Raw genomic sequence first — 23,285 nt, 5'->3', positions numbered from 1 at the left:
GACCAGCTTCGATTTGTATTAAAATCAGTGCTTTATGAATAGACTAAGTGAATATGACAAGAGTCGAATCGACTGCACATGAAGTCGAAGTGACTGCATCTGAGGTGCTCGACGCCCTGATCCCGCTGGTTCAGGATCTTTCGCATGATCTGTCCGATAGCGAGCGCTATCGCCGTCTGCTCGCGGCGCTGCGCGACCTCTTTCCCGGCGACGCGGCCGCGCTGCTGCGGCTCGAAGGCGATATGCTCGTGCCGCTCGCAATCGATGGATTGACGAGCGATACGCTCGGGCGGCGCTTTCGCGTCAGCGATCATCCGCGCTTCGTTGCGCTGTTCGCGCGTCGCGATCCGACGCGTTTTCCCGCCGATTCGGGCTTGCCCGATCCGTACGACGGCCTTGTACAGGGCGTAAGCGGCGATCTCGAAGTGCATGACTGTCTCGGCTGCCCGATCTACATCAATGGCCACCCCTGGGGCCTGCTCACACTCGATGCATTGGACCCGGCGTGCTTCGACAGCCTCGACACGCGCCTGTTGCGGGCATTCCTGAGTCTTGCTGCCGCCACGGTCAGTGTCGCCGAGCGTATCGATTCGCTCGCACGCGTTACCGAAGAGGAGCGTGAGCGAGCCGAAGCATATCGGCAGGCGAGCGGCACCAGGACGCGCGAAATTATCGGTAGCAGTGCTGCGCGTCAGCAGTTGCTTGACGAAATCCGCACGGTCGCTAACAGCGACCTGACCGTGCTCGTTACAGGCGAAACGGGCGTCGGCAAGGAGCTGGTTGCGAATGCGATTCACGCGGGTTCGCCGCGTGCAAACAAGGCGTTGATCAGTCTGAACTGTGCGGCGCTGCCCGACACGCTGGTTGAAAGCGAGCTGTTCGGGCATGTGCGCGGCGCGTTTTCGGGCGCGTCCTCGGACCGCTGCGGCAAATTCGAACTTGCCGACGGCGGCACGCTGCTGCTCGATGAAGTCGGCGAATTGCCGCTCGCCGTGCAGGCGAAACTGCTGCGCGTGCTGCAAAACGGACAGTTGCAGCGCATCGGCTCGGACAGCGAACACAAGGTCGACGTACGGCTGATCGCCGCGACGAACCGCGACCTTGCCGAAGAAGTGCGCGCCGGCCGGTTTCGCGCGGACCTGTATCACCGTTTGAGCGTCTATCCGTTGCGCGTGCCGCCGTTGCGCGAGCGCGGGCGCGACGTCCTGCTGCTTGCCGGCTTCTTCCTCGAAGAAAACCGCGCGCGCCTTGGACTGCTGAGCATTCGGCTCTCGAGCGATGCGCAGGCGGCATTGCTTGCGTACCGGTGGCCCGGCAACGTACGCGAACTCGAACACATGATCGGGCGCAGCGCTTTCAAGGCGCTGTCGCGCCACCGCGACCGGCCACGCATTCTGACGCTGACTGCAACCGATCTCGGCATATCGACCGCGCACGCAACGGTTACCGCGCAGCATGACAAGCAGCGCGACGCCGATGCGGCAGATGCGTCGCTGGCCGACTTCCGCAGCTCGGTCACTGCATTCGAACGCTCGCTCGTGGCCGATGCGCTCGAGCGACATGACAATAATTGGGCTGCCGTCGCGCGTGCACTCGGAATGGACCGCGCGAATCTGAACCGGCTCGCGAAGCGTCTTGGTTTGAAGTAAAAGGTGAAACGCGCGGGTTCCGCAGCGTTTGCCCGTATGCGCCGGTTCCGCTCGTCGCGCGAGAACTGATTTGGTAGTATCTGACGTGTCAGTTAGCCCCGGCAATGCGTTCATCGAGGAGATTCCCGTGCGCCATTACACAAAAGAGAATTTCCATCTGATGGACAGCGTCGGCTTCGCGCTGAACAAGGCGCGCAATCTGATCCTGATGGAAATGGATGCGGCGCTCAAGGAGGTCGATATATCGAGCCAGCAGATGGGTATCTTGCTGCTGCTGAAACAGCAAACCGCGAGCACGCCGTTCGAACTGTCGAAGACGCTCGGCACGGACACGGGCTTGATGACCCGAATGCTCGACAAGCTCGAAAACAAAGGCCTAGTCGTACGCTCGCGCGACGCGGAAGACCGGCGCGTCGTCAATCTGACGCTGACGGGCGCGGGCCGCGCCGTGGCTGCGAGAATCCCTGAAATCGCACCCGTGGTACTCAACGAACGCCTGAAAAAATTCACGAAGGCCGAGGTCGAGGAGTTGCGCCGTCTGCTGCGCAAATTCGTCGCCGAATAGGCGGCCGTCTCGCGTCCTTCGCGGCGCACAGTCAGTCTTTCTCCCGTTTCCACTTCCGTCCCGTGGATGCTGCGTTTTACGGCATCGCGAAATGTCGCTTGAGTATGTCTGACACATCAACGATTGTTCCTGCAGAGAACGATGAGGTCAGAGATGCCTGACTGCGAGCTGACGGAAAAGGGGCCCATTGTCGATCTACGGCTGTTCGCGGTGCACAATTTCCGCAGTGGCACGATCGCGATTTTCGTTGCGTATGCGGTGTTCTTTTCGAATCTCGTGATCTTGCCTCAGTGGATTCAGGGCTATCTGAACTATCGCTCGGTCGATGCGGGTCTCGTGACCGCGCCGCTCGGCATCTTCGCGGTGCTGATCGCGCCGGTCATGGCGCGCATCATGCCGAAGTCGGACGCGCGCATTCTCGCGACGCTCGCGGTCGTCGGCTATGCGATCGTGTTCTTCATGCGCTCGAACTACACGACCGACGTCGACGCCTCGCTCGCGACGACGGGAACAACCGCACCATCCTCCACCATTCGCAACTGATGGAGCAGGCGAGCGTCAATAACCGCTTGGTTCACCGGCGCGGTCGATTCGCTGCATTCGACGTTGGGCGGCAACAGCAGCGAGGCACTGGCGTTCTTTGAACGGTCGTTGAACGCTCAGGCCGCGATGCTGGGGTTGAACGACATATTCTGGCTGTCGGCGGTGATTTTTATCGTGATCATTCCGCTGATCTGGCTGACGAAACCGGTCAAGGGCGGTGCCGGCGGGGCGGCCGCGGCGGCGCACTGAGCGGCAGCGAATCACCTTGCCAGGCGAGCGGGACCCTGGTAAAAATGCGGTCGGAGCCCACGACCGACCCCCAGCCCATGCTGAACGAACTGCTCAAGACCATTCTGCTGCTGGTGACCGGTCTCTTCCCGGTCATCAACCCGCCGGCCACCGCGATCATCACGCTGACGATGATCCCGCACGCGACGCAAGCGCAGCGCGCCGAACTGGCCATGCGCATCTCGATCAACAGCCTGTTCATTCTGCTCGGCTCGTTGTCGATCGGTGCCTATGTGCTGTCGTTCTTCGGCATCTCGGTGCCGGTGTTGCGCGTGGCGGGCGGCATCGTGATTGCGGTGGCCGGATGGACGCTGCTGCAATCGCCGACCGACGACGAACCCGACAAGGAAGCACAGCCCGAAGCCCCGATCGAGCGCGGCGCATCGCTGCGCGCGAAAGCGTTCTATCCACTGACACTGCCGATCACGGTCGGGCCCGGCGCGATTTCGGTCGCCATCGCTTTGGGCACGGGTTCGCCGAGGGAAGGATTGTTGCCGGTTCATATTGCCGGCGTCGGCATCGCGCTGGCGATTCTGTGCGCGAGCATCTACGTATGCGTGCGCTTTGCCGGGCATCTCGAACGGCTGCTCGGCGCGGTCGGGATTCAGGTTGCCATGCGGCTGCTCGCATTCGTGCTGCTGTGCATCGGCGTGCAGATCGCATGGCTCGGTATCGCCGAACTGCTCGCATCGCTGCATTTGAAGTAGCGTCTTTGCCGCGTCGGGCGCGGTGCGATCAGCGGTTCCGGTGTTGAAAGCGGACCGCCGGTCAACTCCTCATTCTGTGCTCATTCTCGGCGGCCACAATCCGGTTGAGCGATGCAGTCGAACGACCGCATCCAGTCCGAGGAGAACAACATGAAAGGGATTCGCCACCTGATAGTTGCCGCCGCTCTGACCGCCGGCATGATCGGCGTCGCGCAGGCGCATGTGTTCGTCGGTGTGGGCATCGCACCGGTGATGCCCATCGTGCCGGTCGTGCCGGCGCCCGTATATGCGCCGCCTCCGCCGGTTTACTATGCGCCGCCGCCGGCTCCGGTAGTGTATGCGGCTCCGCCTGTCGTAGCCGGCTATTACGGCTATCCGTACTGGTGGCACCGGCCGCACTACTACGGCTATACGTACTGGCGTTGATGTCTAGCAGATCGGTCTGCCGGACATCAACGGCTGGGGCTGCAATCACGAGGCCGGCTTTGCGCATCGCAAGGCCGGCCTGAATTTTTTTGGCGATTTTCCGACGACAATCGGCAGAAAACGCTGCACACTGCGGGTGTCCCGTACACACGCAGGCTCTCAATCATGAAAACAACTGCCCTAAGCGTCGCGCTGTGCGTTTCCGTTGCCGCATGCGGCAGCAGCAAGCTCTCCTCCGAATCTGGAACCACCACCGTCATCCAGTCTTCAGCAGGCATCTATACCGGACCGTTGTCCACGCAACAGAGGCTGACGCTGCTCGCGAAGCTCGATGGCAGCGCCTACCTGTTCTATCGAACGCCATCGGCGGCGCGCCCCGCCATCGACGATGTCGTCGTCGTCGGTGCCGCCGAGCAGGCGCAAGACGGCAAGTACCAAAGCAAACAGGCAACCCGCTATCGCCTCGTTCACCCGCGCAAGGCGACGCCGGTACAGGTCAATATCGATTTTGCACGATCGCCGGCCATCAGCGGGTTCGTTGCCGTGCCCGGCGACAAGGCGGACAACGTGGCATTCAACGCGAGCCCCACGCTGATCCTCGGCGAACCGCCGTCGCTCTCGTCGATTCAGGGGCTGTATAGCGGCACGGGAAGCTCGTTGCAGGGTGCGTCCGCCACGCAGGTGACGATCACCTCGAGCGGCCTGCTGGCCGGCCAGACCGCCAATGGCTGCGAGTTTCGCGGCACGCTGACGCCGAGCAGCGGCGTTACCGCCTACGATGTGTCGGCCACGTATAGCGGCGCACCGTGTATCGATGCCAATGCAACGGTATCGGGAGCCGCGGTGCTTGACGAATCGCAGTTGCTACTCGCGCTGCCGAGGGCCAACCGTTCGGATGTATTTGTATTTGCCGGCAAGCGCTAAGGTGCGCGCGGCGGCATAAGCGCATGGAGCAACGATCACTCATTTTCCGCTAATTCTCGGCCAGTACGATGGTTTCCGTGGAAAGACACAACGCCTGAACCACAAACCGTCAAAACCACTGGAGGGAATCAACATGAAATCGCTGATCAAAATTGCCGCAGTCGCCGCCGCTCTTGCTCTTCCGGTTGCCTGCTTTGCGCAGACCGTACCGCCGCGCGCTCAACAGCCTGCTGCAGCGTCTCCCGACACCGGCGAGTATGTGCAGATCATTCAACTCGAAGAAATTGGCTACGTGCCTGCGGCCGACCAAAGCCAGCCGGCTGCCGGCGCGGCACCGGCTCAAGCCGCGGCTCACGATGCGGCGCAAGCAGCCAATGCCGATAGCTACGGCGGTGTGACGAGCGGTAGTTCGAAGTCCGGCGCTCGCGCATTCAATCCGGTTGACGAAATCGGCCTGAACTCGATCTATCAGCATCACTGATCAGTGCCGATGCCGTCCGCCATTCACGGCGCGTCAGTCGTCGCGCTGACTTTATCGAGGGCGCGTAGCCAAGGCTACGCGCCCTTCGCGTCCGGGCCGTTCGCGCGCGCTTGCCGGCAAGGTCGCGTAACAGTGCGTAGAGTAGAATCGACCGCAAAAAAGGGCTCTTGCCGAGAACTTGCTTCGTTGTTGCTTCGTCGTCGTTTCGTCGCTTCGCGATCGGCCTGATCCCGATTTCGCGGGCCGGTTGTTCCGCTTTTCGATGGACTCGGGCGTTTTCGTCAACGTCATTCTGTCGCCGCGCCGCCATGATCAAGTCATTAAGAACCCAGCTCGTCCTTGCGCTGTGCGCGGTGGTTAGCATCGTCGGCATCGTGCAGGGCATCAGCTCGTATCAACTGTCCAAAGCGGGCATGAGCGCGCTGCTCGATCTGCGTCTCGAGCAGGTCGCCAGCCGCCTGCGCGGCAGCCTCGGCGATGCGATCCCCACGATTCCCACACGCGGTTCGCAGCCGGCGCGCGACATCCTGATCACGATCTGGCGCGACGACCTCGAAACGCCGTACCGGTCCACCGATCCTTCGTTGCCGCTGCCGCGCGAGGCGGCGGCCGGCTTCAGCTCCGAGATGGTCAATGGCGAACAGTGGCGCATCTATACGTTGCGCGACGCGCCGAAGGTGATCCAGGTGGCGCAACGTTCGTCAGTGCGTCACGAGCTCGCGGAGAAGGCAGCGGTCAATACGCTGTGGCCGATTCTCGTGCTGGTGCCGCTTGTCTGTGCGGCCGTGATGCTCGTCGTGCGCTTCTCTTTCCGGCAGCTGAACCGGCTCGGGTCCGAAGTGCAGATGGTCGACGCCGCGCATCTGCAGGCGCTGCCCACTACCGGCGTGCCGATCGAATTGCGCCCGTTCGTCGATTCGATCAACCGAATGATCGAACGCCTCGCGCGATCGATGGAGAGCGAACGGAAATTCATCTCCGATGCGGCGCATGAGCTGCGCACGCCGCTGACCGCCCTGCAATTGCAGGCCGACAATCTGCAACGCGATATCGCACCGGGCAATCAGGAGCGCTTTCAGGAGCTGCGCCGCGGCATTGCGCGCAGCGGCAGCATGATCGCGCAAATGCTGCGGCTCGCGCGCGCCGATGCGTCGCTGCAACGCGAGGCGGTCACGCAGGTCGACGTGTCGGACATGGTCGTCGCGGCGGTCGCCGAAGTGCTGCCGATCGCGATGAAACGCAATATCGACATCGGCGCGCAAGAAATGGTGAACGCAAAGGTACGCGCGATCGAAGCAGATCTTGGCATTGCGATCCGCAATCTCGTCAGCAATGCGATTCGCTATACGCCGGACGGCGGCAAGATCGACTTGCGCACGGAAGTGCGCAGCGACATGGTCTGGATCGAGGTAATCGATACGGGACCGGGCATTGCGGATGAACTGCTGCCGCGCGTGTTCGACCGCTTTTTTCGTGCGAACACCGATATTGAAGGCAGTGGGCTTGGCCTTTCCATCGTCAAGGCGATCGTCGCCAGGTACGGCGGCACCGCGTCGCTCAGGAATCGCGACGATGGGCAAACGGGCATTGTCGCGTCGATCGGTTTCATGCGCGCGGCCTAGCGGCCGACTGCGGCTCGACCACCTGCTGTTTTCGCTCATTCAAGGCTAATTCTTCGTACGTACGATTGAAACGTCTCCCGAAGACAGGCCCGCGAACCGTCACGCTCCCCGCTGATCCGGATCCACGGCCCCTCTGATTCTGGCTCGGCGATCGGTGTAAGCCAGAATCCTTCGGCCGGCCGCTCATGCGGCCGGCCCCTTTTTATGAAGCGCCGCGCGCCGTTGTTCGCCGCCGCGCTATGCAATCCGGATGGTAGCGTGCACAACGAAGTCGACCGCGTTATTTCCGGTGTCCTGAGCGCCCTCGAGTCGGCTATTATTCCGATACCCGGCGCCGCTCCCCCGTTCTCCTCGCGCTTCGCGCCGCAAATCGAACACCCGTTCCCGCTGCCGTGACACGACATCATGCGAGTGCTACTGATTGAAGACGACCTGCAGATCGGACAAAGCCTGCTGCGTGCGTTAAAAGACGCCGATTACAGCGTCGACTGGGTGCGCGACGGCATCGCCGGCTGCGCGGCGATAGAAGCGGCCGAATACACGGTTGTGCTGCTCGATCTGGGCTTGCCGGGCATGAGCGGCATTGAACTGCTGAAAACGTGCCGCTCGAAGGGCAACCCGGTTCCGGTGCTGATCCTGACCGCGCGCGACGAACTGGACGCGCGTGTTCAGGGGCTCGATCTCGGCGCCGACGACTACATGCTCAAGCCGTTCCAGGTACCGGAACTGCTCGCACGAATCCGCGCGGTGATCAGACGCAAGGCCGGCTATGCGGTGTCGCGTCTCGGCGACGAAAACCTGAGCCTCGATCTCGACAAGCGCACGTTGTGCGTCAATGGCGCGACGTCGGTGCTGTCAGCGCGCGAATTTGCGCTGATGCTCGCGTTTCTCGAGCGGCCCGGCACTATTCTGTCGCGCGAGCAGCTCGAAGACCGCTTGTACGGGTGGGGAAAAGAAGTGGAAAGCAATGCGGTGGACGTGCTGATCCACTCGGTGCGCAAGAAGTTTGGCTTGTCCGTCATACGCAATGTGCGCGGACTCGGCTGGACCGTGATGTTGAACGACGCCGCCGCAAAGAGTTGAAGCAAAAGCGCCTGAAGCAAAAGCGGCGGCATTTCGCGGTATTACTCGCCCGCAAATGAATTGATCGTGCGCGCGAGTGCCACCGGATACTGATACATCATCGCGTGCCCGGCCCCGTCGACGACAAGCAGGCGCGCATTCGGCAGCAGTTGCTCGAGCGCTTCCGCATTCTTCTGCACCACTACGGTATCGTCATTGCCGCTCATCACGAGCGTAGAGATATGCACCGCGCGCAGCGCCTGCCCGGCCCGATCGTTCGATTCCCAGTTGCGTAGCGCTTCGGTTTGACCCGCGGTAACGGTGCCTGAAATCGCGTGCGTGCCATAGTCCGCCGGCGTAAACATGTCCTGCTTGAAACATCGCTCCGCGTCGCTCACGTCCGCCGCGGGAAACAGCACGCCCATGACGTCGGCCAGCGTGACGCCGGGCTTGCCGGACAACGTCGCTTCGACCTGCGGCGAGAGGGGCGTGCCGAAGCTGCCGGGAGCCGGCGCGCTCAACAGCACCATCTTGCCCATCGAGGCGGGCGAGTCGATGGCCAACTGCTGAACGATTGCGCCGCCCATCGACCAGCCGACCAAAGTCGGCTTGCGCAGATGCAGCGCGTCGATCAGTGCGGCCGTGTCGCGCGCCATATCGTCGATCGAGAACGAGCTCGTATCTGCCTCCGAGCGGCCGACGCCACGATTGTCGAAGACGATCACGTCGTGATGCTTCGCGAGTTCGGTCAGAAAGGCCGCGTCCCACTCCGTCAGCGTCGCGCGAAAGCCCGTGACAAGCACGAGCGGGCTGCCCTGGCCGAGCCTGTAGTAGGCGAACTGGCCGCGCGGCGTTTCGGCGATCTGTTCGCGGGCGGTGGCCTCGATGCCGTTTTGCGGGTCCATCGTCTTGCACATAGGTTCCGGTGTATAGCGTTGAATCTCGGCGTGCGCGCCTGCCGCGGTTGCAATGGCGGTGAGGCCGCCGAGTGAAGCGATCAGCGTCATGGCAAGTTTTCGACGAATGTTCATTGGAAGCCCTCGTGTGTTCGAAGATGAATCGAGCGCGTTATTGTGACGTCGTTGGCCATTCTATCGATCGGAATTGAGCCGGAAATGATGCGATGCGATCAAATGGAGTGCTTGGCGATGCTAAGGCCAGCAGGTCATGTTCAGTTCGATTGAAGTTTCGCCGGTCACCTGAAAGCCGAGTCGCTCATACAGGTGCACTGCGGGGTTGCCGTGCAGCACGTTTAGAGAAACGGTGACGCGTGCCTCGCGCGCTTCGACGAGCATGGCACGAATGACCCTGGTGCCAATGCCTCGGCCTTGATAGGCGGGCAGTATCTGTAGTTGTTGCAGATGCCAGTCGGTTTCCGCGCGCACCAGCTTGATAAGGCCGATGTCTTCGCCATTGCAGCAGACGATCTGCGCGATATGCAGATTCGAGCGCGCGCGCAGTCGGTGCGACTCGTCGTCGACCGGTTCGCCCGCGCGTTCGAGATGCGCCGTCATCGTGAGTCTACGCAGCCTGATCAAAAACGGTTCGTCGCCGGGCGTAGCGGCGCGCAAGCGGATTGCATCGTTCATCGCATCGGTCCGGTTCGTTTTATTGTCCTGGCTCGTATGGGGAAGGCGATCGCCTGAATGGTAAAGCATGCTTTACCATTCGGCGATTCGCTTCGGCCTGTACGTGCAAACCGTTAGAAAGATGCGTTCGGAACGGCGGCGCGTCGGAAGCGCCGGGCGTGCCTGGATGCGTATCGACGATGCGGCGCAGTTACGCCTCAGTTACGCCTCAGTGACGCCTCAGTTACGCCGATAAGCAACGAACGCCGCGCTTAGGCCGCGCCCGCTGAAAGCATCGGGGCAGCCGGCGATGCCGCGTTGACGCTCGAGCGGCCCTCGCTCCAGGTGCCTTGCGCCGCGCTGTTGTCGAGCTTGAACACGCCCACTGCCGTCAGCAAACGCTCGGCTTGATCGAGCAGCGCATCCGCCGCCGCGCCCGATTGCTGGACGAGGGCCACGTTCTGGCGCGTGCCGTTCTCGAGCTGATCGATCATCGCGCGAACTTCGCTGATCTGCTGCGTCTGCTGCCGGCACGCGTCGTTGATCTCGCTCATGATCGTCGTCACGCTGCCTGACGAGGCTACGACCTCGCCGATCGTCGAACCTGCCTCGTCGACGAGGCGCGTGCCTTCACTCACGCGGGCGCCGCTGTCCTGAACGAGCGCTTTGACCTCGCGAGCGGCCTCCGCGCTGCGTTGCGCAAGTATGCGCACCTCGCCTGCAACGACCGCGAATCCGCGGCCTTGCGCGCCGGCTCGCGCGGCTTCGACCGCGGCGTTGAGCGCGAGAATATTGGTCTGGAACGCAATCGAGTCGATCACCGAAATGATTTCGCCGATGCGGTTCGACGATGTATTGATGCCGTGCATCGTGTCGACGACACGGCCGACCGCATCGCCGCCTTCACTCGCGGTGACCGACGCGCGCTTCGCGAGCTCATTGGCGTGCACCGCGTTGTCCGCGTTCGACTGCACGCTGGCGTCGAACTTGCCGAGTGCATTGGTTGCCTGTTCGAGCGCCGCCGCCTGGCCGTGCGTGCGCTCGTCGAGATCGCCATTGCCCTGGGCAATCTCGCGGCTCGCGTCCGCGACGCCATGCGCGGCTTGCCGCACCTGCTGCACGATGTCCGCGAGGTTATTGCGCATCCGCGTGACGGTCGCCATCACGCTCGAGGTGTCGCCGGGCCGCACCGGCGCGCGGCGCGACAGATCGCCTGCCTCGATCGACTCGGCAAACGCGATCATGTCGCGCGGGTCCGCGCCGAGCGACCGCGTGACGTTGCGCACGACGAACCACGCGACGCCGGCACTGAACAGACAGGCGAGCGCCGTGAGCGTTGCCATCAGCAGACGGAACTGCTTGCTGATCTCGCGTGCGCGTTCGCCTTCGTCCTGGCTCAGCGATTCTTCGAAGTCGATCATCGTGTTGATCGCCGCGAGCCAATCGACGAAGGCGGGCCGCGCGTCGGCAAGCAGCAGTTTGCGCGCGCCGTCGGTATCGCCGCTTTTTTGCAGTTCGATGATGCGGCTGATCAGCGGCAGCGTCCGTTCGCGTGCGGCATTGATGCGTCCGTAGATTTGCCGTTCTTCGGGGGTGACGTTCGCCCCCTGATCGAAGATCTGCCTGAGCGGCTGCGCGGACTGCTCGTAGTCGGCCTCGAGGCTGTTGATGTGTTCGATGACTTTCGGCAATTCGTCGGCGGGGACCAGTGTCACATCTCGCACGGCGATCGAACGGTCGTGCACGCTGCCGCGGAAGTTGATCGCGAAGCGTTCTTTCACGCCGTTTACATCGATGATGTCGTCGAGCCGCATGCGCACGTTCTCGACCTGATAGATCGCAATCGCGGCGAGCGCGATCACTGCAACGAGGACCGATCCGAAACCCGCGATCAGCCTGCCCCGAATTGTCCACCCCGTCATTGTTTTCATCTACCGCCTCTTGGTGATTTTCTAACTCTGCGTGTTCCGGCGTGAAAGCCGCGGCACGTAGTATGCAAAGTTTTTGAAAATGCTGCTGAGACGGCCGCAAAAACGAGGGTAGCGGACAACGTGAGGAACTTGCGCGGCGCGCGCATCGATCGAAGATCGGCAACGCGCCGCGCGCGGGCTTACCCGAAGATCGGCAGTGCGCCGAGCAGCGCAAACCCGATTACCGCACCGGCCACCGCACCGAGCGCGCGCGCTGGATAGGCGCGCACCTTGAGCAGCGCGGTAAAAGCCGTACCGATTCCGAACATGCCCGTGACGGCAAACACTGCGAACAGCGCGAACAAGCTGACCCAATAAGCGAATGCGAAGGTTCCGACCATGATGCGTCTCCAGAAGGAGTTAGGGGTTACCGTTTTCGTACGGCATGGGTGAACTGTAGAGCTCGCCATGTGCCGCGTGAATGGCATCGCGGATCAGCAAACTGCTCATTCGACTCATGGCGATAGCCGCGTCGCCGGCCCGCCTCGGGATGGTCCGGCCCCGCTTCTTCGCCTGAATCCAGGTATTTGTGCGCGTCGAGACAAGTCCGCGGAATTTCGGCTGCCTACGCTTGGGCTTGTGCGATGCAATGAGGCGTACATGGTGTGTGCCGTTGACATCTGCCGCTCACGGAGTCTCCCGATGCATACAGAATTTATCGACTACGCGCACGGCCGGCAGCGCTCGGCGGCCGCTCGCGGACGCTGGCGCGAACTTGTCGCCGGCGCGCTCTGTCTGCTGGCGCTACTGTTAGTGGGCACTCGCCCCGCAATGGCCGCAGGCACCGCGACCCCCGCGGAGTGCAAGGCGCTGCAGGCGAAGTACCCGCAATTGAAGGGCAAGACGCTGACCAACGCGATCAACCCGCATACGCCGGGCTACGAAGCGCTCGATCCGAACGACCCGAGCAAATATATCGGCTTCGATATCGACCTCGGCGAAGCGATCGGCGATTGCCTCGGCTTCAAAATGGCCTATAAGCCGGTGACGTTCGCCGCGTTGCTGACGACGCTGCAAAGCGGCCAGGCCGACATCGTGATCTCGGACATCTACGCAACCGAAGAGCGCGCGAAAGCGGCGGACTTCATCACGTATTCGAAGGTGTTCGACGGCGTGCTCGTCGCGAAGGGCAATCCGAAGAAGATCACCGGCATCAACACGACGATGTGCGGCACGACGGCTGCGGAAAACACCGGTTACGTCGAAGTGCCGCTGATCAACAACCTCGCCCCGGCCTGCAAGGCGGCGGGCAAACCCGAAGCAACGGTCCAGCTCTACGACAACAACGCGAACTGCATTCAGGCCATTCTCGCGGGCCGCGCGGACACCTACATCAACGACGTGAACACCGTCGATCAGGCTGTGAAGGCCTATCCGGACAAGCTCGAAAAGGCGACGGCCGTCACGCTGCCCTATTCGGTCGGAATTGGCGTACCGAAGGACAAGCCGGAGTTTCGCGCGGCGGTGATGGCGGCGCTCGTCGCACTGCAGAAGTCGGGCGCGCAGGCGCAACTGCTGAAAAAGTGGTCGCTGCCGTCGGAAAATCTCGAAGCGCCGAAGCTGATCGTATCGAACTGAGTGTGACTGTCTGATGGATCTGTTTCTGCACTATTTGAGCTTGCCGTATCTGCTGAGCGGAATCGGCTTTACGATCGCCGTGACCGTGCTCGGACTCGCCGGCGGCTTGCTCGTCGGCCTCGTGCTCGCCGCGATGCAATTGAGCAAGGTCGGCCCGCTCGCGGCGATCGCACGCGGTTATACGGTGATCTTCCGCGGCACCCCGCTGATCCTGCAACTCGTATTCGCGTACGATGCGCTGCCTCATATCGGACTCAAGCTGAGTGCCTTGGGCGCCGCGGGCCTCGCGCTCGCGGCGAACGAAGGGCCGTTTATCGCGGAGATTCTGCGCGCCGGCGTGCTCGGCGTCGATCGCGGACAACTGCTGGCGGGACAGGCGCTCGGTATGACGCCGGCCGTGCTGATGCGCCGCGTGATCTCGCCGCAAGCGATCCGCACGATCGTGCCGGCGCTCGGCAACGAGTCGGTCAGCGCATTGAAGAACTCGTCGCTTGCGTCCGTGATCGCCGTCGACGAACTGACGCTGCGCAGCACGCAGCTCGCATCGTCGACGTTCGATTTCTTTTCGATCTTCTTTGCGTCCGGCTTGATGTATCTGCTGCTGACCGGCGCGATTGCGCTGATTCAGCTATTCGCCGAAGCAGCGCTCGATCTCGATCGCGCTCCGTCGGAGCGGTTTGCGCGGCTTCTGCCGTGGCGGCGGCGCGGCGCAAACGCCGACGATGCGGCGGTGCCGCAGGATGCCATGCCCAGCGGCGGAGAAGCAGAGGCGGCAGCGCTGCAATCTGCGGCGTCCGGTTCGGCGCACGCAGCTTCAATGGCCGCTGCGCTGCCTGCGCATGCGCCATCGCGCGCAGCGGGCCCGTCGCCGGCCGAGCGTGCGAAGCGTTACGCGCAACTCGCGCAGCGTCCGGCCGCCGTGCGCGTGACGGGGCTGCATAAACGCTATGGCAAGCAGACCGTGCTCGACCGCTTCGATCTGACCGTGCAAGCAGGCGAGGTGATCGCACTGCTTGGCCCGAGCGGCTCCGGCAAGAGCACGCTGCTTCGTTGCATCAACCATCTCGAGCAATGGGACGCGGGGCAGATTCACGTGGGCGGGCGCAGGCTTGGCTATCGCGAAGACGGCCGGCCGATGCGCGCGCGCGATATCGCCAACGAGCGCGCGAGCGTCGGCGTCGGCATGGTGTTCCAGCAGTTCAACCTGTTCAGCCATTTGAGCGCGCGCGAAAACATCGCCGGTCCATTGCGCTGGGTGCATCGCATGCAACCCGCCGATGCGAACCGCCGCGCAGACGAACTGCTTGAGCGCGTCGGCTTGAGCCATCGCGCCGATGCGTTGCCGCGCCACCTGTCGGGCGGCCAGCAGCAGCGTGTCGCGATTGCGCGTGCGCTGGCGCCGAGTCCGCGCGTGCTGCTGCTCGACGAGCCGACGTCCGCGCTCGATCCGGAGCTCGTCGGCGAAGTGCTCGACGTGATTCAGCGGCTCGCGCGCGAAGAAGGGCTGACGATGATTATCTCCACCCATCAGTTGCGCTTTGCCGATCAGGTCGCCGATCGCGTCGTCTTCATGAGCGGCGGCAACGTCGTCGAGGAAGGACCGGCGCACGAACTGCTCAGGCATCCGCAGCATCCATTGACGGCGAGATTCCTCAACGTGATGGGCGCCGATTCAGGGTTTGAAATGGCCACGAGGTCCGAAACGATATGAAGCATCACACTCTTGCCGTATCGCCGGAAACGGTTCACTGGGGTTACTTCAGCAAGCAGGTCGCGCCGGCGCTGACCGTGCGCTCCGGCGACCGCGTGACGATCGAAACACTGACTCATCACGCGAACGACGACCACGAGCGCATGATTGCCGGCGACCCGGGCGCTGAAAGCGTGTTTCACTGGACGCGCGAACACAAGGCCGTGCCGCGCCGCGGCGCGGGTCCGACCGAAGGGCCGTTCAAGCTCGGGTCCGGCGAGGGCGTCGGCGTGCATCTGCTGACGGGGCCGGTTGCCATCGAAGGCGCTCAGGCAGGCGACGTGCTCGAAGTGCGGATTCTCGATGTCCGGCCGCGGCCGAGCTGCAGCGCGTGCTATGCGGGCCGCTGCTTCGGCTCGAATGTCGCGGCATCGTGGGGATTTCACTACCGCGATCTGATCGAAGAACCGAAGCCGCGCGAAGTCGTGACGATATTCGAGCTCGACACCGCGGGCGAACCGTATGCGCGGGCGGTCTATAACTACGTGTGGACGCCGCAGACGGACCCCGACGGCGTCGTGCACGCAATGATCGATTATCCGGGCGTCAAAGTCGATCACACGCTCGTGCGCAAGCGCGAGCATGTTCTGCCGAACGTGAAAGTGCCTGCACGTCTGCACTTCGGCACGATGGGGCTTGCGCCCGCCGAGTCCGACTATGTCAGTTCGATTCCGCCGGGCTACACGGGCGGCAATATCGACGACTGGCGTGTCGGCAAGGGCGCGAAGATGTTCTACCCGGTTGCGGTCGACGGCGCGTATTTTTCGGTCGGCGATCCGCATGCGGCGCAGGGCGACAGCGAACTGGGCGGCACGGCGATCGAATGCTCGCTGACCGGCGACTTCGAATTCGTGCTGCACAGAAAGAGCGATCTGGCCGGTACAACGCTGGAAGGACTCACGCATCCGATGCTTGAAACCGACGAATTGTGGTCCGTATACGGCTTTACGTTCGCGAATTACCTCGCGGAGCTCGGCCCGAACGCGCAAACCGAAGTCGCCCAGCACGCGAGCCTCGACAAGGCAATGCGCGACGCGTTTCGCAAGCTGCGCCGCTTTCTGATGACGGTGCACCGGCTAAGCGAAGACGAAGCGATTGCACTGATGTCGGTCGCGGCCGACTTCGGTGTCACGCAAGTGGTCGACGGCAACTGGGGCGTGCACGGATCGATTCGAAAGAACGTGTTTGCAGCCGGATGATTGGATTTCCGTTTCGACTTCGCTGACGCGCGGCTGACACGCCAGTCGCTGCGCCAGTACGGTGCACGTGCGCGACTCTGGCGCAGGAATGCGCGCGTCGATGCTCGCCGAAAGGGCATTGCGCGCTTCCTGTGCATGCCGCTTGCCTGAGCAATGTGCACGCCTATGCGCCGCACATTGCTCGCACCGGCTTTTGCGCAGCTGTGGCACAAAGGTTGCCTTGTCTAGCCGCGATAACGCGTCCGGTGCTGCGAGGAGGCCTACCGAGCCGGTTCCGGGCGATGCCGAGCGCGGCGCTCCCGCGTCGCTTGTCACGACCCCGGAGTCTTACGTTGGAACCGCTGCGCTTCACGACCGAGTCCTACCCGGAAGCCGGGCGGTTGCGCGCATGGCGCGACGCGCTCGACGGCATCGGTCTGCGCAGCAGCGCCGCCGGCATGCCGCAAGCGGCGCGTGCGCTGCACGGCATCATTGAATCGCGGACATCGATCGGCGGCTTCGCACTCAGCGTGCTGACGTCGGTTGCGCAAACGCTCGAACTGAAGTCATCGGCGACCGACAGCTTGCAGATCGTGCTTGCCGTCGACGGCGACGCGACGCTTGTCGTTGATGGCCGTCGCGAACCGGTTGCGGTACATGACATCGTTTATCTTCCGCCGCGCGAGCCGGCGTCGCTGGAGTTCGCGACGGACTTTCGCGTGTTCGTCGTGCGCGTCCCGCGCCCGGCAGTCGGCGCGCGCCTTTTTGCTTCGTCATCGATAAGGGCCGGCAAGATTGCCGCCGACGCGGGCATCGGACATGTCTTTTCGGGGTTTCTCGCCTCGATTGCGGAGAGCGTCGATACGCTGTCGGTAAGCGAGTTGCGGCCCCTCGAACTCGCCCTTGCGGAGTTTCTCGTTGCGTGCCTCGCCGGACGTCAGCGCGAAGCGAGCATCAATGGCTTGACCGCCTCGCAGGCGGCGATCTTCGCGCGCGTATGCCGCACGATCGATGAACGCCTTGGCGATCCAACGATCAGCCTCGCCGCGATTGCGCAGGAGCAGCGTGTCTCGTCGCGTTACCTGCAGAAACTGTTCGAGACGGTTAACCAGAACTTTTCCGCTTATTTGCGGCAGCGGCGGCTCGAACGCTGCCGTGCGGAACTTGTCGACCCGCTCTACGAAAAGATGTCGATCTCGGACATCTGCTTTCGTTGGGGTTTCAACGATCCCGCGCATTTCAGCCGCGCGTTTCGCGAACAGTATCAGATGTCGCCGCGTGCGTTCCGGCACGGAGCCGGTCTCGAACTCGCGCGTCATCTCGTTCGGCGCATGTCGCGCGGTGTGCCGCTCAATGCCGAGTCGCTGCTCGCGCATGCGCAGCCGGTCGCTCTTGCTCACGGTACGGCATCTTTGACAGTAACGCCAGGAGAGGTCGACGATGGCTCCGATACGATGGTCGCCCAGGCCCCGGCGAAGGCACGCGTCGTCGCGAACAGCAAGGGCGGCAGCCGCCGGTTGCCGAGACCGCGCCACCATCTGTTGCGCGCGACTGCCAATACCGTGCACTGGGGCTACTTTTCGCATGATCTGAAGGCTGTGCTCGAGGTCGACAGCGGCGACACCGTGACGATCGAAACGCTCACGCAGCATGCATCCGACGACTGGGCGCGCATGATAGCCGGCGACCCCGGTGCCGAAAGCGTGTTTCATTGGACGGCGGAGCGCAAGAATGTGAACCGGCGCGGTGCCGGACCGATCGATGCGTCGATCTATGGACGTGGCGCAGGCGAAGGGTTCGGCGTGCATATCTGCACCGGGCCGGTCGCCGTGCGCGGCGCGGAGCCTGGCGACGTGCTCGAAGTGAAGATTCTCGATGTGCATCCGCGTCGCTGCGCCAACCCGCATTTCGCGGGCCGGGCATTCGGCAGCAATGCCGCGGCATGGTGGGGCTTTCACTATCGGGAATTGCTGACGGAGCCGAAGCCGCGCGAAGTCATTACGATCTATGAACTCGATGCCGACCTGCCGGAGCACGGTTCGTCGTTTGCACGCGCCGTTTACAACTACCGGTGGACGCCGCAGCGCGATCCGTTCGGCGTCGTGCATCCGACCATCGACTATCCAGGCGTACCCGTCGATCACTCGACGGTTGTCGAAAATCACGACGTACTGAAGAACGTGCGAATTCCGGTCCGTCCGCACTTTGGGCTGATCGCGGTCGCACCGCAGCAGGACGGGTTGATCGATTCGATCCCGCCGTCCGCATTCGGCGGCAATCTCGACAACTGGCGCGTCGCGCGGGGCGCCAGCGTCTATCTGACCGTGGGCGTCGCAGGGGCGCTGCTGTCGGTCGGCGATCCGCATGCATCGCAAGGAGATTCGGAGCTGTGCGGTACCGCGATCGAGTGCTCGTTGACTGGCGATTTCCAGTTGATCCTGCACAAGAAGGCGACGCTTGCCGGGAAACCGTTTGCCGATCTTACGTATCCGTTGGTCGAAACAGCCGATGATTGGGTATTGCATGGATTCAGTCATCCAAACTACCTGACCGAGTTCGGCTCTCATGCGCAAAGCAAAGTCTATGAGAAGTCGACGCTCGATCAGGCCATGCGCGATGCGTTCATCAAGACGCGGCGCTTTCTGATGACCACCAAGGGGCTCAGCGAAGATGAAGCGATTTCGCTGATGTCGGTGGCAGTGGACTTCGGTGTGACGCAGGTGGTGGATGGTAATTGGGGCGTGCACGCGATCATTCGCAAGGCTTTATTCACCGACGCGAGCGAGTAGCTCGCGCGCCTCGCGTGATACTTCGTCATTTACGTACACGTCGTGGTGCCGCTGTCGCCATCGTCGAACTACGATTCGAGGTACTTGCCTTCGACTCTCGGAGGATGAGTCGCCGCCGATGTCGTTCAGGGCGCAGCCTGCATAAACAAACCTTCATCCGATCGATCGCGCCGTGAGAGCGCGTGCGACGTAATGTCGGACAACGGTCATCGAAAGTTGATCGATGGCTGTTCGACTACACGAGATGGAGGAAGACAACCATGAAAGCAGCGTTCCTGCATGCGGTGCCGCTTGCCTTGATGCTGGCAAGTTCGTTTGCCTTCGCATCGCAACACCTTACCCGGAAAGAGTGCGACAGTTATCCGTTCAAGCCGGCGCACGGCGCGCCGTCCCGGGCGGACGTCTCGCGCGAACTAAGAGAGCTGGAATCGTTCGGCTACCGGCCCGCGTTGGACAACTACTCGCCCGATATCGGCGACGCGCGGAACCGGTTGAACGCCGAATACGCTAAAGACTGCGCGCCTGCTGCGAATACCGCTGCTCGGAACGCGGCGACAAGCGGCTAGGCACGCGTTCTTTCTCTGCGCCGCGGGCTTGGACCTGAAGCACGCTCAAGGTCTCACGCAGCGTCCGCCGGCTTCGCGAGCGGCGACGCTGCTCTGACGTCGTCTTCATGTTTGCGCCGTCCTTTGAAACGCTTCGCGTATAGCGCCGTCAACAACGGCGCCAGCAGCGACGTCACAATCGTCGATGCCGCGATTTGCGGCGTCGCAACGGCGATCAACGACGCGAGATGCGGATCGACGGCCGCGATTGCTGTCGGCGTTGCGACCGCGTTGCCTGCGGTTGTCGACACAGCCGCCCCGGCGACGCCGGTGCCGCCTGCCAATCGCGATGCGATGATATTCACGATGCTGCCGAATACCAGCGTCACGAGTCCGAGCAGAATGCCGGACACGCCCGCTCCGAGAATCGCGTGCAGATTGATCTGTGCGCCGAGGCCGAACGCGAAGAACGGAATCAGCAAATCGCCGCCTGATTTGAGGAACGATCGCATGTTGCGGTCCAGATTGCCGAGCAACATGCCGATCAGGATCGGCAGGATCGTCGCAAGTAGCTCGATGAACGGTATTTTCGCAAGGCCCGATACGCCGAGCGCGACCATTGTGATAAACGGCCCTTCGAGAATAGACAGCACGGCGAGCGCACCGCGATCGACCTCGTCGCCGAACTGCTTGGTCAGCGCCGCATAAAGACCCATGTTCGCATTGGTCATGGCCGCAATGATTGCCATGCCGGACAGTCCGAATATCGGCTTGCCCTTGAAGATATAGCTGACGAACAGACCGATTGCGACACCGCTCACGAGTTTCGAAATCGTAATGGCGGCACCGTTCTTTAGCGCGCGTGGCGCGGTCTTCAACTGGATCTCGGCGCCCATGCAGACAAAGAACACAGCAAGAATCGGCAACGCGCCGTGTGCGAGCGATGTCGAAAAACTGCCGATCGAAAGTACGTGCGGGAAATAGGTGTTGAGCAGGCTACCCCACAGCAGCGGGATAACCATCATGCCGCCGGGGAATCGCTCGATGGCTTCCTTGATCTTCATGTCGAATTGTCTCCGTCGAACCGCGCGGCCGCATGGACGAGCTCGCCGCGTTACTGTCATTGCCCGCACATGGTGAGTGCGCAATTGATGCAGCGCAAATTGGTCGGGCCACATTGTGCTTGTCGGCCTGATGATTGTGGGCCATGGGTTCGGGCCCGGCGCGCAAGGCATGACAATGGCTGCACTGTCGTATCCGACGCGAATCCGCGGAGTCGGTACCGGTTTGGGGGCAAGGCATGGTGCGCGTCGGCAGCATTACGGGCTTCTATTCTCTTCCCGATGCTCGCATTACTTCGTCAGCGACTGCAACAGCCTCGTCAGATCGAGAGGTTGAACGCGAATGAGCCCTGCTCGCGGGCTGTCGATGTCCGCGATAAGGGCGAGCGATAGCGCAACCGTTATGGAGAGACTGAAGCCGATGAGCAGCGCCAGTAGCGTGAGCGTAGCGGCCCGCACAACATTGTGCGTATGCCCGGATCGCCAGACCGGAGCCGAGCACGAACAGGCTGATGCCGTAGATTGCAGCGTCGCCGAAGAAGTCGAGCGAATCCGCGAGCAACGACGACGAACCGCTGCGCAAGCCCGTCAGCACTTCGCGACCTTCAGCGTGGGCGGCGCGCGCTCAGGCAGGCAGCCGATTGTGCCGGCCCGACGCCGGAGCACGGCGAGCTTCGCCATGCGCTTGCCCGCACTGATTGACGCGAGGCACCGCGAGCGCGATGCGCAAGTCTTGCGAACCCGCTAGAATGTCGCGACGCCCGATTGTCGCCATGAAATTCATTCGAACCCTCTTCGTGTTGTTGCTGTGTGCGATGCTGCCCCTCAGTGGGCTGGCAGCGAGCGGCCTGACCGGGGATTGTCCGATGCAGCAGTCCGCCGTGGCGGCGGACGCGAGCGGCATGGCCGATGCCATGTCCGGTTGCGACTCGATGCAGCCGTCGCCGGACGGTAAGGCATCGAAGGCTGGGTTCTGCAAGATGACCGCGCAATGCGGGTTCGGCAGTCTCTACTATTCCGGCACCGGTGCGAGCGTCGTGCGCTACGCAGCACCGGCTTCGAGCCGCATCGTTTTCCACTACTCGCAATCGCTTTCCATCCGCGCGCCGGATGGCCTCTGGCGACCTCCGCGCTCCGTCTGACTCCGATCCTCCGGCACACCGCGCGTGCGCGGTGACGTTTTGTCCTCGCTGAGGACCTGAGCCTTTACGCCCGTTCTCTCACGTTCGCTCGAGCGCGGCGTAGGCTCGACCATTCGGGGTTGACATGTTTTTCCCATTTTCGCCGCCGCGCAGCCGGCGCGTCGCGTTGCGCCTTGTCGCGCTCGCGGCATTCGTCATGTTCGCCGCCCGTGCCGCTTACGCGCAGAGCCCCGGCATGACGCTCGACGAGGCACTTCAGGTGGCGCAGGAGCGTTCCTCGTCGATCGAGGCCACACAAGCCGCCGTGCGCGGCGATTCGGCCGTCGTCGTCAAGGCAGGGCAATTGCCGAATCCGACGTTGAAACTAAGCGTCGAAGATCTGCCGATCAATGGTCCACAGGCCTTCACGATCGGCCAGGACGATTTCACGATGCGCGGTATCGGCATAGAGCAGGAGTGGGTCTCGCCGGCGAAGCGCCGCCTGCGCACCGCGCTTGCCAATCGCACTGTCGATCAGGACCGGACGACCTACCTGGAGAAGCTCGCCGAAGTCCGGCAGCAGACCGCGATGGCATGGCTCAACGCCGTCTACGCAAAGAAGGCCGTTACGCTGAACAAGGCGCTCGTCGATCATCTGAACGACGAACTCGCGGCCCGGCAGGCGTCATACCGCGGCGCGCAAGGCAGCGCGACGGATATTGCCCAGGCGCGTGTGATGCTCGGCAATGCGCGCGATGCGCTGATCGATGCGCAGCAGGACGAGAAGGCCGCGCTGATCAATCTGTCGCGCTGGACCGCGGCCGGCAACGTACTCGAAGTCGCCGACCAGACACCGTCGCTCGATTCCGCGGTACCGGGCATGAGCGCCGAGCAGATCGCACAGGTGCAGCCCGCGCTGATCGCGGCGCGCACGGCCATCTCGGTAGCCGATGCGGCGACCGACGTCGCGCGTAGCGACCGAAGTCCCAACTGGACGTGGGGACTGACCTATTTCAAACGCGGCGGGAATTTCTCCGACTACGTGTCGTTCGGCGTGTCGATTCCATTGCCGATCAACCGCAAGAATCTCGAGGACCGCGACGTCGAGCAGAGATCGGAAATGGGTACCGAGGCGCGGCTCAACTACGAAGACGCCGAGCGGCAGGTGATGGCCGGTATTCAGTCGCTCTCGACGAAGCTTGCGAGCGGCCGCGACCGCCTCGCCAATCTGCAGCAGACCGTATTGCCCGCCGCCGATCAGAAAGTGCAGTTGGCCAACGCGGCCTACCGGTCCGGAACCGGCTCGCTCGCCGACGCTTTCGAAGCGCGCCATATGCAGCTCGAAACGGAGCTGCAGATACTCAATCTCGAACGGCAGGTGTCGCTCGTCTGGGCCGGACTCGAATACCAGGTGCTACCTCCTGACGTAATCGCGGCCGCCGGCCAATGAGGATGAAC

At 62.8% G+C, this 23,285-nt stretch carries 22 protein-coding genes and 1 pseudogene; 17 read left to right on the top strand and 6 right to left on the bottom strand.

Features of this window, described 5'->3' with window-relative positions; all coding sequences use genetic code 11:
• Positions 1-53 precede the first annotated feature (53 nt).
• From norR to QYH69_RS29090, 10 genes and pseudogenes are all read left to right on the top strand, one after another.
• A complete protein-coding gene (norR, locus tag QYH69_RS29135) occupies positions 54-1,649 on the top strand; it encodes a nitric oxide reductase transcriptional regulator NorR (RefSeq protein WP_308835160.1) in 1,596 nt (531 codons plus the stop codon).
• 127 nt (positions 1,650-1,776) lie between these two features.
• Positions 1,777-2,214 (top strand): MarR family transcriptional regulator, encoded by a 438-nt coding sequence (locus QYH69_RS29130; protein ID WP_308835159.1) that lies wholly within the window; start codon positions 1,777-1,779, stop codon positions 2,212-2,214.
• A gap of 165 nt (positions 2,215-2,379) precedes the next feature.
• A pseudogene (locus QYH69_RS29125) lies at positions 2,380-3,006 on the top strand (EmrB/QacA family drug resistance transporter); the annotation flags it as partial.
• Positions 3,007-3,083: 77 nt separating this feature from the next.
• The gene (locus QYH69_RS29120) at positions 3,084-3,752 is read left to right on the top strand and encodes a MarC family protein (protein ID WP_308835150.1); all 669 of its coding nucleotides are present in this window, start codon (positions 3,084-3,086) and stop codon (positions 3,750-3,752) included.
• Between the two features lie 150 nt (positions 3,753-3,902).
• Entirely contained in the window at positions 3,903-4,178 is a 276-nt protein-coding gene (locus QYH69_RS29115; RefSeq protein ID WP_075161261.1) for a hypothetical protein, read from the top strand.
• 165 nt (positions 4,179-4,343) lie between these two features.
• Positions 4,344-5,102, top strand: coding sequence for a hypothetical protein (locus QYH69_RS29110; protein WP_308835149.1), 759 nt, complete (start codon positions 4,344-4,346; stop codon positions 5,100-5,102).
• 133 nt (positions 5,103-5,235) lie between these two features.
• Positions 5,236-5,583 carry a hypothetical protein gene (locus QYH69_RS29105; protein WP_308835148.1) on the top strand — a complete coding sequence of 116 codons (348 nt, stop codon included), beginning with the start codon at positions 5,236-5,238 and terminating at the stop codon, positions 5,581-5,583.
• A 308-nt stretch (positions 5,584-5,891) separates the two neighbouring features.
• Complete coding sequence (locus tag QYH69_RS29100) at positions 5,892-7,205, top strand: ATP-binding protein (protein ID WP_308835147.1); 1,314 nt, start codon at positions 5,892-5,894, stop codon at positions 7,203-7,205.
• A gap of 204 nt (positions 7,206-7,409) precedes the next feature.
• Positions 7,410-7,601 carry a hypothetical protein gene (locus tag QYH69_RS29095; protein WP_308835146.1) on the top strand — a complete coding sequence of 64 codons (192 nt, stop codon included), beginning with the start codon at positions 7,410-7,412 and terminating at the stop codon, positions 7,599-7,601.
• Between the two features lie 9 nt (positions 7,602-7,610).
• Positions 7,611-8,288, top strand: a complete 678-nt coding sequence (locus QYH69_RS29090; RefSeq protein WP_075159361.1) for a response regulator transcription factor — start codon at positions 7,611-7,613, stop codon at positions 8,286-8,288.
• Positions 8,289-8,329: 41 nt separating this feature from the next.
• Here the strand turns inward: QYH69_RS29090 and QYH69_RS29085 are convergent, their stop codons facing one another.
• The 4 genes from QYH69_RS29085 to QYH69_RS29070 form a co-directional block, all read right to left on the bottom strand.
• Positions 8,330-9,298, bottom strand: coding sequence for an alpha/beta hydrolase (locus QYH69_RS29085; RefSeq protein WP_308835145.1), 969 nt, complete (start codon positions 9,296-9,298; stop codon positions 8,330-8,332).
• Positions 9,299-9,418: 120 nt separating this feature from the next.
• The gene (locus QYH69_RS29080; RefSeq protein ID WP_308835144.1) at positions 9,419-9,856 is read right to left on the bottom strand and encodes a GNAT family N-acetyltransferase; all 438 of its coding nucleotides are present in this window, start codon (positions 9,854-9,856) and stop codon (positions 9,419-9,421) included.
• 251 nt (positions 9,857-10,107) lie between these two features.
• Positions 10,108-11,766 carry a methyl-accepting chemotaxis protein gene (locus QYH69_RS29075; RefSeq protein WP_308835143.1) on the bottom strand — a complete coding sequence of 553 codons (1,659 nt, stop codon included), beginning with the start codon at positions 11,764-11,766 and terminating at the stop codon, positions 10,108-10,110.
• 179 nt (positions 11,767-11,945) lie between these two features.
• Positions 11,946-12,146 (bottom strand): hypothetical protein, encoded by a 201-nt coding sequence (locus tag QYH69_RS29070; protein WP_075159357.1) that lies wholly within the window; start codon positions 12,144-12,146, stop codon positions 11,946-11,948.
• Between the two features lie 301 nt (positions 12,147-12,447).
• Between QYH69_RS29070 and QYH69_RS29065 the strand changes: the two genes are divergently transcribed.
• The 5 genes from QYH69_RS29065 to QYH69_RS29045 all read left to right on the top strand — a co-directional run bounded on the left by QYH69_RS29065 (position 12,448) and on the right by QYH69_RS29045 (position 19,666).
• Positions 12,448-13,383 (top strand): ABC transporter substrate-binding protein, encoded by a 936-nt coding sequence (locus QYH69_RS29065; RefSeq protein WP_308835142.1) that lies wholly within the window; start codon positions 12,448-12,450, stop codon positions 13,381-13,383.
• A 13-nt stretch (positions 13,384-13,396) separates the two neighbouring features.
• Entirely contained in the window at positions 13,397-15,094 is a 1,698-nt protein-coding gene (locus QYH69_RS29060) for an amino acid ABC transporter permease/ATP-binding protein (RefSeq protein WP_308835141.1), read from the top strand.
• On the top strand, positions 15,091-16,332 hold the full coding sequence (locus tag QYH69_RS29055) for an acetamidase/formamidase family protein (RefSeq protein ID WP_308835140.1): 1,242 nt from the start codon (positions 15,091-15,093) through the stop codon (positions 16,330-16,332). The genes QYH69_RS29060 and QYH69_RS29055 overlap by 4 nt, the downstream gene beginning before the upstream one ends.
• A gap of 332 nt (positions 16,333-16,664) precedes the next feature.
• Complete coding sequence (locus QYH69_RS29050; RefSeq protein WP_308835139.1) at positions 16,665-19,100, top strand: acetamidase/formamidase family protein; 2,436 nt, start codon at positions 16,665-16,667, stop codon at positions 19,098-19,100.
• A 260-nt stretch (positions 19,101-19,360) separates the two neighbouring features.
• Positions 19,361-19,666 (top strand): DUF4148 domain-containing protein, encoded by a 306-nt coding sequence (locus tag QYH69_RS29045; RefSeq protein WP_308835138.1) that lies wholly within the window; start codon positions 19,361-19,363, stop codon positions 19,664-19,666.
• A 53-nt stretch (positions 19,667-19,719) separates the two neighbouring features.
• On the opposite strand, the gene QYH69_RS29040 is transcribed toward QYH69_RS29045, so the two are convergent.
• Positions 19,720-20,709, bottom strand: coding sequence for a 2-keto-3-deoxygluconate permease (locus tag QYH69_RS29040; protein ID WP_308835137.1), 990 nt, complete (start codon positions 20,707-20,709; stop codon positions 19,720-19,722).
• A 288-nt stretch (positions 20,710-20,997) separates the two neighbouring features.
• Positions 20,998-21,165 carry a hypothetical protein gene (locus QYH69_RS29035; protein ID WP_308835161.1) on the bottom strand — a complete coding sequence of 56 codons (168 nt, stop codon included), beginning with the start codon at positions 21,163-21,165 and terminating at the stop codon, positions 20,998-21,000.
• Positions 21,166-21,455: 290 nt separating this feature from the next.
• On the opposite strand from QYH69_RS29035, the gene QYH69_RS29030 reads away from it, so the two are divergent.
• Both QYH69_RS29030 and QYH69_RS29025 read left to right on the top strand, forming a co-directional pair.
• Complete coding sequence (locus QYH69_RS29030) at positions 21,456-21,848, top strand: hypothetical protein (RefSeq protein WP_374992518.1); 393 nt, start codon at positions 21,456-21,458, stop codon at positions 21,846-21,848.
• 124 nt (positions 21,849-21,972) lie between these two features.
• Complete coding sequence (locus QYH69_RS29025) at positions 21,973-23,277, top strand: TolC family protein (protein WP_308835135.1); 1,305 nt, start codon at positions 21,973-21,975, stop codon at positions 23,275-23,277.
• Positions 23,278-23,285 lie beyond the last annotated feature (8 nt).

Origin of the sequence: Paraburkholderia sp. SARCC-3016, assembly GCF_031119615.1 — a bacterium.
GTDB lineage: Bacteria > Pseudomonadota > Gammaproteobacteria > Burkholderiales > Burkholderiaceae > Paraburkholderia.
This window is presented reverse-complemented; position numbering and strand designations above follow the sequence as displayed.